This window comes from Pseudoalteromonas sp. PPB1 (assembly GCF_015356275.1).
Classification (GTDB): domain Bacteria; phylum Pseudomonadota; class Gammaproteobacteria; order Enterobacterales; family Alteromonadaceae; genus Pseudoalteromonas; species Pseudoalteromonas rubra_D.
In genome coordinates this window covers 349,120-362,297 of the sequence record NZ_JACEQV010000001.1, presented here as the reverse complement: position 1 = coordinate 362,297, position 13,178 = coordinate 349,120, and the positions used below count along the sequence as shown (strand labels likewise).

Genomic DNA, 13,178 nt, shown 5'->3' with positions numbered 1-13,178 from the left:
TCTTTCCTTAAATAGTTATGCTTTTTGACTTATGTACTGGACGGCTTCCAGCGCCGATACCAGGGCACCCTGGATCCATGAGTGGTAAAGGGAGCAATGTTCCCCGGCGAAACATAAGCGCTGTTCAGGCGCACTCATCAGTGCGTAATAATCCTGATGATCTCTGGGGTTAAAAAAGGCGTAAGCGCCTGCTGAATGGGTGTGGTTCGTCCAGCTCCAGCGCAGCACACTCAAAATATCGTCGCGTTCGATATAGGGATGCACTTTCTTCAGCTCAGTGTAAATAAACTCTTTAAGCTCGAAGTTATTCAGTGTGTCGACCCGGCGTGCATGCTGGCCCCAGGTGTAAGATGCCAACAAGTAACTGGGAGAGCGCGATACCTGAGGATCTTTGCGTTGCGCGTTGTCTGCCGGGAACCAGGTATGGCCCAGGCCCACATCATAGATGGTGCTGCCGCCATAAATCCCTTCGTTGAGTTCCCAGAAACGGTTTTTCGTTCGGATAAGCACTTTGGTTGCTGAATCATAATTGACCTGTGCAAATGCCCGGGACTTGAGCGGGTTGATGGACTGGTTAAAGTCTACCTTGCCGAGCACACCAAAGGGCAGTGTACAAATGGCAAAGTCTGAACGCAGTGTGTGTTTAGAGCGATCTCTGAGCTGGTACGTGACAGCAACGCCACTGGCCTGGTTGTCAATAGCGATTACTCGCGCACCCGCTTTAAACTGCACGCCATGCTGGATCTTTTCGAATAGCTTGCGAGGTAACAAGTCGGTGCCCCCAACGACTTCGTCGAAGCCATCAAACCAGACGCGCTCCAGCTCTTCTCTGAGGTGCTCGGAAAAGGACGTTTGCATCAGTGTGGATACACCATAAATGGCACTGACATATTCCAGTGCATCGAGGCTTAAGCCGGCTGCAACGAACGCGTCTTTTAATGACATGTCATCCAGTGCTTTGAGCCTTTCGCTGTCTAGTGTTCTGTTATAAAGCGCCTTTTTTTCATCACTGCTGAGTGAATTGAGGACCTCGGTGACCGCGATTTCCCACATGTTGTCGGCAGACATTTTTTGCTCCGCCGGACTGAGGGTAAAATGCTGTTTTAACTGTTCGAACCCGGCTTCACTGCGGGGGACTTTCTGACCTCGGATCATGGCAAAGGTCTTGTCATTTTCCTGAACGAAATGGCGCATTTTCAGCCCCATTTCGCGGATGTAATGGCGAGTCAGATGATGCTCTGTCGGGATCCGCATTGCGCCCAGCTCCGCGTATAATTTGTCAGACTCTCGCAATGTTCTGACACGTCCGCCAATGTGACTGGGATCGGCTTCCAACAGGGTGACTTTTGCCCCCAGTCTCAACAGCTCATAGGCTGCGCTGAGGCCTGCGACACCTGCACCAATGATAGTCACAGTAGGTCGTGTGGTAAGACTGTTGTCTTGCAATGCTCGCACCTTGTTGAGCACAACCAGCGGATCAGGAACAATGTTTGAAATACCTTTTTGCATACTTTTCAATCCTTGTCTGCATGTTTAAAGTTGCAAAGCCTGAGTGATGACTTCAGCCAGTTCAAATGGTTTGGTGAGCATGGGCAAATGGCCGGAATCCAGGCTATAGGTCTGCGTAATACCAATGGATTCAGCAATTTTCTTTTGTGAGGACAGAGAAATAATCTTGTCCTGAATGGCGAAAACATAGGCTTTATTAATTGGCGCCAAAGTGGCTTTGCTCAGCATCACTTTGCCATCTCCGGTAATGGCTGGCTCATCGACTGAGTTATCCAGTACAAACTGTTGCTGGGATTTGCTGTGTGTTTCAGTGAATGAAGATAAATAGGCTGAAGTGTCGGAAATCTTCATCCAGCCATCTTCATATGTGATCCCGGAAAAATAATGATCTTCATCCTGTTTGCTTAGCAGCGCAAAAGGCTTAGCGCCTTCTATCGGTGCAACGGCACTAACATAGACAATGTCACTGATGTTGACATCATTACATAGCGTGATGGCTTTGTGTACAACGGCACCGCCCTGGCTATGTGCAACCAGTGCCAGTGGTTGGGGATACGATCGTAAATGTGTACACAAACTTTGAGCTGCATGATCTAAGGTGATGGATTTAGGATCTATGGTGGTTTTGCGCCCGGGTAAGTCAACGACGTAGTTGCTGATCCCTTTCTTTGTCAGTTGAGATTGCACCGTTGACCAGGCGGTTCCTTTCGAATGCGCGCCATGAATAAATATGACAGATTTTTTATGGGCGTCTGTCTCTTGAGTAAGAGATTGCACAGGTGCTTGTTGAGAAGTGCTATTACAGCCACTCAAAATAACAGCACAGCTCAACGGCAACCAAACCTTTGAGTTCATATTAAATCCTTCTTGATTAAAGTAAAGGCTGTTGAAATCGCGGGCATGGTAGCAAAAAAAATTCCCAATATTAAGCACGGTTTATACTGTGTTTTCTTGGTGTTTACATTATGTAAACCTTTGAATTGCGTATTATGTTTTGAATGCTGATTGAGTGGGTAAACTAAAAATGCAGCTTTAGAGGGTAATTATTCAATCTGGTTTGGGCGTTATAAAATAGACTTTTGTCTAATCGATAAGAAAAAATATTTCATGCTTACCGCGTCGCTTGCAGGACCTGATACTAAATTAGTCTCCATTATCGAACCATTTACATGCTTTTTATTCACGAGCATCATTTGACAATGAATAATTCATGCATGCTCTGTAGCGTGACAAATGTGTCATTTTATCGCTTGACGACCACTCTCTGTCTGGGAGTGCATAAAGTGACATTGCATCATGACAGCTGATTGTTGTAAAAACTGCAGAAAATCTAAATAAAAATCATTACCAAAAATTTTGAATTTTGTGAGCCAGAGGCATTTTTTGGTCGCTCAGGTTACTTTTTACAGAATAAAGTCGTGAAAATAGTGCGCTGAGAAAGGTCTTGGTACTACTTATGAATGGGATGTAGTGATTGTACTTGCTTGAGCAGGCGAGCATTGTGGGGGGCGGTGATCCCCAATTGTTTTGCCAGTTCGGTGACATAGCCGCACATAGCATCGATTTCCGTACGTCTGTGGTTGCTGACATCCTGAGCCATTGAAGAAAAATTGCCCGCCGTCAGTGTCATTACCTGATAGGCACGCGCAAGCTCTTCGTTAAGTTTCAGTGGTACTCCGATATGATTGGCAATCGTGCAGGCCTCATTTAACACAGACAATACCTGACTGGCGTAGCAAGGTGCACGCAGGCGACCGTTTTTGAGCCCGGTAAGGGCGCTGAGCGGATTGATAGCAAGATTGACACACAGCTTTTGCCATCGCAACAACTGAATATCACTGGCCAGTTCTGCCTCTTGTAATGTAGGTTCAAGAAGGTGTTTAAACACCCTTTGTGCGCGCAGCTGTGCGACTGGGTTACAGGGACCAAACAGGCTTTTGCCGGGGCCGGTATATTCAACGGTTGTGCTGTCAGGCTTCCACCCACCCATACTGGTAGAAAGAAAAAACAATCCTTGCTGCTCGTTAAGTGCATCGGTGATGGGCGCCAACGCCTGGATCCCGTTGTGGCTCAAAATGACATTGGCATCCTGAGTAAGATGAGGCTTTAGCGACATAAAGGCGTCAGTAAGCTGATAGGATTTAACCGGGATAATACATAGTGAAACAGGCTGTTGTTGTTGCGCCAGGGCTTGCCAGGTCACGCACTTTACGGCCAGCTGTTTGCGCTGTAGATGCGTTTGGAAAAATACCGCCTCAGTAGGTGTTCGGGTGATCAGGGTAACCTGATGGGTGTTTGCCAGTTTTTCGGCAAGTAACAAGCCTATCGCTCCTTTGCCGACTATAAACAACTCAGACATATGATTTGCCTGTTTTGCGGCAGTAGATCCAATAGACGGCAAAGTAGCTGATGGCGCCCGCAAGATCGGCCATAAAGTCTCCCCAGGAAGCTTGACGATAGGGGAGTGAGTCCTGCATCCACTCAATGCCAGCACCGTAAAGCGTTAGCAGTACCAGATGAAACCAGATCTTAAAGCGAAATGCATGGTGAGAGAAAAACGCCAGTATGAAAAATACCCCAAAGTGGGCGACTTTGTCGGCGTGTTCAAATCTAACAATTTGATTGGTCTGGATCTCTTTGGCAAACAAAAAAGTGCAAACGGCTAAAGAGAGTAATAACAGGCATTGATAAAGTCGACGCGCCACAAATACTTCCAAATCATTAGGGGTGAAAAATCCAGTATATCATTGAAATCTGAAAATGGGATGAAGCTACGCAATTCCGTTCCGAATTATAAAACGCGTGTTTAGAGGGTGGTCGCGCCGTGGCCTTTGGGTTGCTATAATCCGGAAAAACATTATCCAGGAGCTAGATATGCCTTCTTTTGACATTGTGTCTGAAATTGATATGACTGAGGCGAGAAACACTGTTGATAACGCCGATCGTGAACTGAGCACGCGTTTTGATTTTCGTGGTGTAGAAGCCTCATTTGAGCTGAACGATGAAGTGATCACGCTGAAAAGTGAGTCAGAACAACAAGTGATGCAATTATTCGATATGTTGGTAGGGAAAGCGGCAAAGCGTGGCTTGGACGTGGCTAGTTTTGAGCTTAAAAATGTCGAAAAGTCGGGTAAGTACGTGTCACGTAAAGTGATGCTGAAGCAAGGTATCGACAAAGATATGGCAAAGAAAGTGGTTAAGGCCATCAAAGACTCGAAGATCAAAGTGCAAGCTTCAATTCAGGGCGAAACAGTGCGCGTGACTGGTAAAAAGCGTGATGATTTGCAAGAAACCATGCAATTGATCCGCGGCGCAGAGCTTGGTCAGCCTTTCCAGTTTAAAAACTTTCGGGATTAATCACGTAAGTTGAACCTTTCTTGTGTTTGGCATGCTAAAGATCAATAAATATTTTTAGCATGCTAGACGTCCGTTGCTTTTTATTCCCAGATCTCCGACAATAGCGCCAATTTTTCAGGGTGTCAGATCAGGAGCCTGGAGCCTCTTAAAGATCTGAATAATCGGGAAGCTGGTGCATGCCACAGGAACAGGCATTAGTCCGGCGCTGCCCCCGCAACGGTGAGCTTATCGCAACTAAGAGGTTGTGGTAAGTAAGTCCGGAAACCGGCCCTGAAGCACACTCAATAGTTGTAATTCACGCGGTGGGCGTGGATCAGGGGAACCCATGTTTAAAAAATCTACTTTAACCACAGCCATGCTGGCTGTGCTGCCTTTCTCAGTGTTGTCTGCGCAAGACATTGAACATATCACGATTACAGCGAACAAATTTGAACAAGCCAGTGTGGATACATTGACCTCCGTAGCGGTTGTTGAGCGTGCTGAAATTGAGCGTGCTAATGTGCGTGATGTACCTACTTTGCTTAACAATTTAGCTGGTATTGATGTGGTGCGCAGTGGTGGTTATGGCCAGAAGGCCAGCGTCTTTGTACGTGGTGCCGCGACTAAATATACCTTAGTGTTGGTGGACGGTGTGCGGATCAGTGATGCCAATTCGGGCGATGTGTCTTTTACGAATATTCCGGTAAACAGCATTGAGCGCATTGAAGTACTCAAGGGCGCACGCGCGGCCATTTATGGCTCTGACGCGGTTGCCGGGGTGATTAACATCATTACCCGTGAACAGAAAGGTCATCAACTGGCACTGACTTCGGGCAGTCGCAACTATGGCGGTGCTCAGTTGGCTGGCCAATTTGAGGCAGATAAACTGACAGTGAATTACCATTTTGGCTATGAGAGCACAGATGGTTATGATGTAACCGCTAAAGACCCGGCAGCGCCGCGCTCTAAAGAGCATGACAGTGATGCGTATGACAACACCAATATGGGCATTAAACTGGGCTACGACCTGTCGCAGTACGGCCAACTTGCGCTCTATGCACAACACAGTGAGGGAGAAGCGGATTACGACTCATCATTTGGCAATGACGCGTACAAGTTTGATAATTACACCACTAAGCTGGCGTGGCAGAAGCAATCGGATGTCTTGATCCAGGAAGCCTCTATCAGTCTGGCCCAGGAAGAAAATACCCAATTCCTGTCGGTTGTACCAGATGGCACACCCCCCCCACCCAATGATGTTTACAGCACCAAGCGGGATGAAATTGAGTATCGCGCTCGTTACAAACTGACACCATCTGTTCAGCTAATGGGCGGTGTGAGTCGCCTCAATGAGGACCTGTCTTCATCTAGCGCACAATTCTCGATTGCTGAGCGTGATAATACCGCTGTGTTTGCTGCTGCTTTTTACGATGACAAGCGCTGGTTACTGAATGCTGTCGTGCGCAGTGATGACTATGAACATCACGGACGTGCGAACACGTATACGGCTGATGTTGGCTTCAGAGCATCCGACATTGTCACCTTTCGGGTAAACCATGGCACCGCATTTCGTGCCCCCAGTCTGACCAATGCGTTTGTCAAAGACAGCCCCTGGTATCTGCCTAATATCGACATTAAGCCGGAAGAAGGTACCTACAATGAGTTAGGGGTGACGGTGGATACGGCCTCGGTGCGCTATGATGTGGCCATCTTCGATAACCGCATTGATAACCTGATCAGCAATGAGTTTGACGCGCAAACAAACAAGTATATTCCTGCTAATGTGGGCCGTGCGCACATGAAAGGGATTGAGTTAAGTGCACAGTTTTCGGCGCTGGGCCTGGAGCATGCAGCCAATCTGACTTTGCTGGATGCCAGAGACAAAGAAAAGCGTGAAGACTTGCCTCGTCGCCCGGGCAAAGCATTTAACTATGTTCTGTCTAAGCAGTGGGATAAACTGGATGTGAGACTGGCGATGCAATACCGTGATAAACGTCCGTCGATCAGCTACTTTGATACCGATCTGCCGTCTTACACTGTCTTTAATCTCAGTGCCAATTACCAGTTGCTTGAACCCGTTGCATTGACAATGAGACTGGAAAACCTGACTGATAAGGAATACTTCACCTCTGTTGCCAGCAAAACGGCCGACGGTACCTTGTTACCTTATGAACCGCCGGGCAGACAGATCTATGTGGGTACCCGGATCACCTTCTAATATAGAGGGGGCATAAAAAAGGAGGCTTAGCCTCCTTTTTTGATCTGAAGCGCTGAACTCATGAATTGAGATGCTCAGCAAACTTCTCCGCGAATGCGGCTAGTTTGGGCGCTATCATCACACTACAGTAACCCTGGTTGGGGTTATTGGTGTAGTAGTCCTGATGATACTGTTCAGCCGGGTAAAAATGCGTATGGGCCGTCACTTCGGTCACTATCGGTGCATTCAGGGTGGGGGTTAACTGTTCGATATGGTGCTGAGTTAACGCCCGTTGCTCTTCTGAGTGATAAAACACCACGCTGCGATACTGAGTGCCAATGTCATTGCCCTGACGATTCAGCTGGGTTGGATCATGGAGCGCAAAGAACATGGCTAATAAAGCTGAAAAATCGATCTGCTGAGGATCAAAGCTGATCTGTACCACTTCGGCATGACCGCTTTGACCGGTGCAGATCTGCTCGTAGCTGGGGTCGTCCGTGTGGCCGCCAGCATAACCTGAGGCCACGTGCGTGACGCCTTTGACTCTGCGAAAGGCGGCATCGATACACCAAAAACAACCTCCACCAAAGGTGGCAATACACTGATTCATCATTAAATCTCCCGTTCCTGTTGTGTTTGAGGGTGGGCATCATGTTGTTCAAGCAACTTGTCGCTGGTGGCCTGTGGTGACTGAGTACGGCGTGCGAGCATGCTGTATGCACAAGGGATCACAAACAGGGTTAAAATAGTTGCAACACTGACCCCGGCAAACACCACCACCCCGATCACCATACGGCTTTCAGAGCCCGGACCCGACGCCAGCACCAGTGGGATGGCGCTCATTACCGTTGTCAGTGAGGTCATAATAATGGGCCTGAGTCGCTGTACAGCAGCATCTATAATGGCCTGTTCGAATGCAACCCCTTTGTCTCTGAGCTGGTTGGCGAACTCTACGATCAGGATACCATTTTTAGCACTGAGGCCAATCAGCATGACAATCCCTATCTGGCTGTAAATATTCAGCGAGCTGTCGGTGGCGTACAGACCAAACATAGCACCCACCAGGCCCAGCGGGACCGTCAGCATGATCACCAGAGGATGAACAAAGCTTTCAAACTGTGCGGCCAGCACAAGGAATGTTACGGTCAGGGCTAAAATAAAGACATAGGTCATGGCCGATGCCCCTTCATAAAACAGCTGGGATTCGCCTTTATAGTCAATGGCACCATCAATGTCATTTTCTTCCGTAGCGACCTGATTCAGGAAGTCCAGCGCCTGCTCCAGCGTGTAGCCAGGTGCCAGGTTGGCCGTGATGGTGATTGCACGCATTCGATTGTAGCGATTCAGGCGAGAGGCCGTCGCTTCTTCACGAATGGTGATCAGGCTATCCAGCGGCACCAGCTGATCGCTCCGCGAAGTAACATAAATGTCAGCAATGTCATGGGGCGCACTGAAATCGGCCTTTGTTCCTTTGAGGATCACATCATACTCCTCACCCCGGTCTATGAAGGTGGTGACGCGACGCTGGCCCAGCATGGTTTCGAGTGTGCGACCAATATCACTGACTGAGACACCCAGATCGGCAGCCTTCAGCTTGTCGATACTGATCAAAAATTGTGGAAAGGTTTCTTTGTAGTCATGGTCGAGTCTGACCAGGCCCTGATTTGTGCGTGCACGTTTTAGAATACGATCCCGCCAGTCGACCAGCTCGTCGTAGTCATTGCCTTGCAACACGAACTCGATGGGACGAGACTGGCCCCCGCCACCTATGCCGCGACGCATGATGGCAAAGGCGCGCACATCGGTGACATCACGCATTTTACCGCTTATTTCACCCATCACTTCCCAGGTTGAACGTTTACGTTCATCCCAATCCGGCATGCCCACAATCGCGACGCCGCCACGGCCTCCCCAACCAGGCACCCTGACCAGCACGCGGCTCAGTTCTGCCTGTTCAACATAAGGCAGTAAGCGCTGCTCAATTTCAGCCATATTGGCAGCGTTATTTTCATAACTGGCCCCTTCAGGACCATTCATCATGATGAAGAAGGTACCCCGGTCTTCTTTGGGCGTTAGTTCTGAGGGGATCTGCTGGAACAGCGCATAGCTGGCAAACCCGGCCAGTGCAAGGGTAAGCAGCAGGCTATAGCGACGGGTAATGTTGTCGCTGATCACATTACGATAGCCAGATTCAAGGCGGCCAAACTGCCTGTCCATCCATTGCGAGAATTTGCTTTCTTTATTGCTGGCCTTCAATACCTTAGAGCACAAGGCTGGTGACAGGGTGAGTGCCGTGATACTCGAGAAAATCACCGCCGCACTGACGGCTAAGGCAAATTCGGTAAACAAGGCACCAATGCGTCCTTCCATAAATACCAGCGGGACGAACACCGCTACTAACACGAGTGTGGTAGCAATAATAGCAAATCCGACCTCGCGGGCACCCCGGTAGGCGGCCAGCAATCTGGGTTCTCCCAGTTCGATCCGGCGATGGATGTTTTCCAGCATCACAATGGCATCATCAACCACCAGGCCGATGGCGAGCACTAATGCCAGCAGGGTGAGCAGGTTGATGGAATATCCCATGGCGAACAAGAAAGTAAAGGTCGCGATCAATGCAATTGGCACGGTGATGGCTGGGATCAGTGTGGCACGCATGTTACCGAGAAACAGAAATATCACCAATACCACGAGGCCCATGGCTATGCCCAGGGTGCGATACACTTCAATGATGGACTCGCGAATAAACACCGATGAGTCATAGCTGTCCTGAATGGTAGTTCCTTCAGGCAGGTTACGCTTGATTTTTTCCAGCTCTTTACGGGCATTGTCGACCACGTCCAGGGTATTGGCTTTGGCTTGTTTGACGATGCCCAGACCTATCATATTCTTGCCGTTACCACGGAAGGTGCTTTCCACATCGGCCGCTTCCAGACGCACATCGGCAACTTCACCCAGCCTGACCAGGTAACCCTGCGCGCCGCGCTTGATCACCAGGTTGTCAAAATCTTCCTGAGTTTTGTAGCTACGTGCAATACGCACCGCGAAGTCGCGATCCAGAGACTCAATTTCACCGGCGGGGAGCTCGACATTTTCATTACGCAGCACTTGCTCAATATCGCTGGCGGTAATGTCTCGGGCTGCCATAGCACGTCGATCCAGCCAGATCTTCATGGCATATTTACGTTCACCGCCGATCCGTACGTTTGATACACCATCGACCACCGCCAGTCTGTCAACAATAAAGCGCTGGGCGTAATCTGACAGTTGCAGCGTATCCATGGTTTCACTATTGAGTACGAACCAGGCAATAGGGCTTTCATCGCTGTTCGATTTGGACACCTCCGGCGGACGAACTTGCTCAGGTAGTCGGTCCAGCGCACGTGATACACGCTCTCGCACGTCATTGGCTGCGGCGTCGATATTACGATCTATGTTGAATTCAATGGTGATATTCGAGCGACCATTGCGGCTGGAAGACGTGATGCTTTTAATGCCTTCAATGCCCGAAATGCGATTTTCCAGTACCTGAGTGACCTTGGTTTCAACCACTTCGGCAGACGCGCCAGTGTAATCGGTGCTGACGCTGACGATGGGGGTTTCGATATCTGGATATTCGCGCAGCGGCAACATGGTAAAGGCCACTAAACCAAAGGTGAGCAGCAGCAAATTGATTACGATAGCAAAAACGGGCCGCTTTACGGCTGTATCTGTGATCCGCACGATTTACCCCTTAACCACAACGGCACTGCCGTTACGAATTTTGGTGGTGCCTTCGGTGATCACCTGCTGGCCTGCAGACAGGCCATCGACAGCAACCCAGCCCTGGAAGCGAGACAGTACACTAACTTGTTGTTGTTTGGCTTTGCCTTCACTGATGGTATAGATGAAGTGCTTATCTTGTCTTGGGATCAGGCTCTTCTCCGGTACCATCAACGCATTCAGCTCACCCAAAAACAGCGATACGTGTAGCAACATGCCGGGTCTGAGCTGGTCTTGCGGGTTGTCAAAGCTGGCTGTGACGCGAATACTGCGGGTGCTGTCGTCAATACGCGGGTCTATATGGGTAATGATGCCTTCAAACGTTTTATCAGGGTACGCATCACTGGCGGCCGATGCACGCATCTTAAGCTGGAGCTGTGCCAGATATTTTTCCGGGACCTGAAAGTCGACTTTGATGATGCTGATATCATCCAGTGTCGCCAACACACTATTGTTGTCAACAAAGCTGCCCACAGACACTAAACGTTGACCCAATATGCCGCTGAATGGGGCATAAATGGCCATTTCGGCGAGTTTGGTACGTGCTGTTTGTAACTGGATCTCCAGTGCATCCACGACAGCATGCTGGCTGTCTAGTTGGGAGCGGGCTGCGGACTGGGTTTTGGCCAGTTCTGTCAGGCGTGTTAACTGACGTTGTTCTTCTTTGAGGTTGACTTCTAGCTCTTGCACTGCCAATTGCTCTTTAAGATCTTGCAGTTGGGCAAGTTTATCGCCACGCTTCACTCTGTCTCCATCATCAAAGTACAATGCACTAATGTAATCGCTTTGGGCGCTGGTCACATTCAGAGCGTGATTGGCGCGTGCTGAGCCAATGGCATTAATCGTAATATCCCGGCTCTGCTTTTCTATCGTAACAGCGGCTACTTGGGTTGGTGCGCCAGAAAATGATTTACTATTCCCATTACTGGCAGGCAAATAGAGATAGCCGCAAAGGGCAATAAGCACTAAAATTATAAAAGGAAAGAGGGCTTTACCCGATTGACTGGCGCGCATAATTGATTCTCGTTGACTGCGGGGCTTTAGTGTACAAAAATTCCAAATAGAGCAAATCGTCGAACGTCCTGTATATTTGTGCGTTAACCGAAAAGCGGGTGGTCGGGTTCGCTATATGTGGAATTTTGTACCCAAAAATTAAGGCATTATGAAAAAGTCTAAGCCATGCCCAAGATGTTTGAAAATACGTAAAATGGTGTTCTGGGGGATCATTATGTACGGTTTTTATTTGTGGTTTTATAGTTATGGTTGAGCCGGTCCGATTACGTGCATTGGCTAATCGCCACAGCATTGAGTTTATGCTGGTTGGTGCAATAGCGCTGATTGTTATCATGGTGTTTGTCACCTTACGGGCGACGCCGATTTCTGTGCTTGAAATTGCACTGGCGAGTGCCGCGATTGTTGCGATTATGCTGGGCTTTCTGAAAAGCCAGCAACCTTATTATAGTATTGAAATGAGCGCCGGGCAGCTGGTGTATCACCACAAATTTGGTGAACTCTTGCTTGAGCATAGTAATTTTCATTCCAGCGGGGTACCAAGTGTCACTCAAGGAGTTGAAACGCTTGAGTTAAATGTCGTAGGTATTAAACTAAAGGATATTGATGTATTTTTATCCCACCTGACGCCCAGGTTGGCGGGAAAATTACTGATAGAACAGCGGAATATTTTTTTACAAGCTGTTAAAATACATTGCAGTAATGGCAATTGCCCATCAGAATGGTTGATAGAAGAGGCGAGTTACACCTCTGAAAACGGTCAACATTATTCTGGATTAATGGCGATGTTTGCAAACCGGATGCAAAACTTTAAGACGCTGACAGGCTACGATTTAATGTTGCCTGCCAATGTACTGGACAGGGATATTTGGCAATTTGCCACTGTCATGAATCGTTGGAAGTTAACACCCGAAGAGGTGGTCAAAAACTTGCATAGTGAGTTGGCTACCTCAGCAATGAAGTAACAGGATAGATAGATGAGCTTTGATAAAGCTTTTATTAAAAGTGGTCGCAATACCCTTATCCACAAAGAGAAAAAGCTCGATTTAGTGATCGTGAACGGAGAGAATCACCCGAAAATTAAGGTGACTCCTACTGGCTTGGTACCGTTTAAAGAAGAACTGCCAAGAAACCGTCGCGAGGCAAAAGAGCGTTACTTAGAGGTAGTTCACGTGGCCAGCGTGGATGTGTTCGGTGAAGTTAAGAGGCTGTTGTTTATTCAGGCGCTTGATGGGCGTGAGTATAAGGTAGATTACAGCAAGATAGGCACAAAGTTGTTTGTTCGTATCCACCAGGATAGTTACCTCTAAGCTTTTCAAATGTTCACCACTTTGCACGTACAGTAGAGGCGAGCCTCGTCTGT

Annotated in this window: 11 protein-coding genes and 1 riboswitch; of the genes, 4 read left to right on the top strand and 7 right to left on the bottom strand. The window is 48.5% G+C overall.

Annotation, left to right across the window (positions count from 1 at the left end):
- Positions 1-15: 15 nt before the first annotated feature.
- From IY568_RS01615 to IY568_RS01600, 4 genes are all read right to left on the bottom strand, one after another.
- Positions 16-1,509, bottom strand: a complete 1,494-nt coding sequence (locus tag IY568_RS01615) for a flavin monoamine oxidase family protein (protein WP_125558388.1) — start codon at positions 1,507-1,509, stop codon at positions 16-18.
- 24 nt (positions 1,510-1,533) lie between these two features.
- On the bottom strand, positions 1,534-2,364 hold the full coding sequence (locus IY568_RS01610) for an alpha/beta hydrolase (RefSeq protein WP_125558386.1): 831 nt from the start codon (positions 2,362-2,364) through the stop codon (positions 1,534-1,536).
- Positions 2,365-2,959: 595 nt separating this feature from the next.
- Positions 2,960-3,868, bottom strand: coding sequence for a ketopantoate reductase family protein (locus IY568_RS01605; protein WP_194866613.1), 909 nt, complete (start codon positions 3,866-3,868; stop codon positions 2,960-2,962).
- Complete coding sequence (locus tag IY568_RS01600; RefSeq protein WP_194866612.1) at positions 3,861-4,214, bottom strand: VanZ family protein; 354 nt, start codon at positions 4,212-4,214, stop codon at positions 3,861-3,863. Before IY568_RS01600 ends, IY568_RS01605 begins: the two co-directional genes overlap by 8 nt.
- Before the next feature lie 169 nt (positions 4,215-4,383).
- Between IY568_RS01600 and IY568_RS01595 the strand changes: the two genes are divergently transcribed.
- Together IY568_RS01595 and IY568_RS01590 are read left to right on the top strand one after the other, a co-directional pair.
- Complete coding sequence (locus tag IY568_RS01595) at positions 4,384-4,866, top strand: YajQ family cyclic di-GMP-binding protein (RefSeq protein WP_010383320.1); 483 nt, start codon at positions 4,384-4,386, stop codon at positions 4,864-4,866.
- A 100-nt stretch (positions 4,867-4,966) separates the two neighbouring features.
- Positions 4,967-5,154, top strand: a riboswitch (cobalamin riboswitch).
- A 37-nt stretch (positions 5,155-5,191) separates the two neighbouring features.
- A complete protein-coding gene (locus IY568_RS01590; protein WP_194866611.1) occupies positions 5,192-7,063 on the top strand; it encodes a TonB-dependent receptor domain-containing protein in 1,872 nt (623 codons plus the stop codon).
- A gap of 58 nt (positions 7,064-7,121) precedes the next feature.
- Here the strand turns inward: IY568_RS01590 and msrA are convergent, their stop codons facing one another.
- From msrA to IY568_RS01575, 3 genes are read right to left on the bottom strand one after another with little or no spacing between them, the layout of a single operon-like run.
- Complete coding sequence (gene msrA, locus IY568_RS01585) at positions 7,122-7,655, bottom strand: peptide-methionine (S)-S-oxide reductase MsrA (protein WP_138536767.1); 534 nt, start codon at positions 7,653-7,655, stop codon at positions 7,122-7,124.
- Entirely contained in the window at positions 7,655-10,765 is a 3,111-nt protein-coding gene (locus IY568_RS01580; protein ID WP_194866610.1) for an efflux RND transporter permease subunit, read from the bottom strand. Before IY568_RS01580 ends, msrA begins: the two co-directional genes overlap by 1 nt.
- 3 nt (positions 10,766-10,768) lie before the next feature.
- The gene (locus IY568_RS01575; RefSeq protein ID WP_194866609.1) at positions 10,769-11,818 is read right to left on the bottom strand and encodes an efflux RND transporter periplasmic adaptor subunit; all 1,050 of its coding nucleotides are present in this window, start codon (positions 11,816-11,818) and stop codon (positions 10,769-10,771) included.
- 245 nt (positions 11,819-12,063) lie between these two features.
- Between IY568_RS01575 and IY568_RS01570 the strand changes: the two genes are divergently transcribed.
- Positions 12,064-12,780, top strand: coding sequence for a DUF2982 domain-containing protein (locus IY568_RS01570; protein ID WP_194866608.1), 717 nt, complete (start codon positions 12,064-12,066; stop codon positions 12,778-12,780).
- Positions 12,781-12,792: 12 nt separating this feature from the next.
- Positions 12,793-13,125, top strand: coding sequence for a hypothetical protein (locus IY568_RS01565; RefSeq protein WP_010383311.1), 333 nt, complete (start codon positions 12,793-12,795; stop codon positions 13,123-13,125).
- Positions 13,126-13,178 lie beyond the last annotated feature (53 nt).

Excerpts from the sequence above, each read along its gene's own strand:
- IY568_RS01595 (WP_010383320.1), top strand. The coding sequence starts at position 4,384 with ATGCCTTCTTTTGACATTGTGTCTGAAATTGATATGACTGAGGCGAGA.
- IY568_RS01565 (WP_010383311.1), top strand. The coding sequence starts at position 12,793 with ATGAGCTTTGATAAAGCTTTTATTAAAAGTGGTCGCAATACCCTTATC.
- IY568_RS01605 (WP_194866613.1), bottom strand. The coding sequence starts at position 3,868 with ATGTCTGAGTTGTTTATAGTCGGCAAAGGAGCGATAGGCTTGTTACTT.
- IY568_RS01570 (WP_194866608.1), top strand. The coding sequence starts at position 12,064 with ATGGTTGAGCCGGTCCGATTACGTGCATTGGCTAATCGCCACAGCATT.
- msrA (WP_138536767.1), bottom strand. The coding sequence starts at position 7,655 with ATGATGAATCAGTGTATTGCCACCTTTGGTGGAGGTTGTTTTTGGTGT.
- IY568_RS01590 (WP_194866611.1), top strand. The coding sequence starts at position 5,192 with ATGTTTAAAAAATCTACTTTAACCACAGCCATGCTGGCTGTGCTGCCT.
- IY568_RS01615 (WP_125558388.1), bottom strand. The coding sequence starts at position 1,509 with ATGCAAAAAGGTATTTCAAACATTGTTCCTGATCCGCTGGTTGTGCTC.
- IY568_RS01575 (WP_194866609.1), bottom strand. The coding sequence starts at position 11,818 with ATGCGCGCCAGTCAATCGGGTAAAGCCCTCTTTCCTTTTATAATTTTA.
- IY568_RS01610 (WP_125558386.1), bottom strand. The coding sequence starts at position 2,364 with ATGAACTCAAAGGTTTGGTTGCCGTTGAGCTGTGCTGTTATTTTGAGT.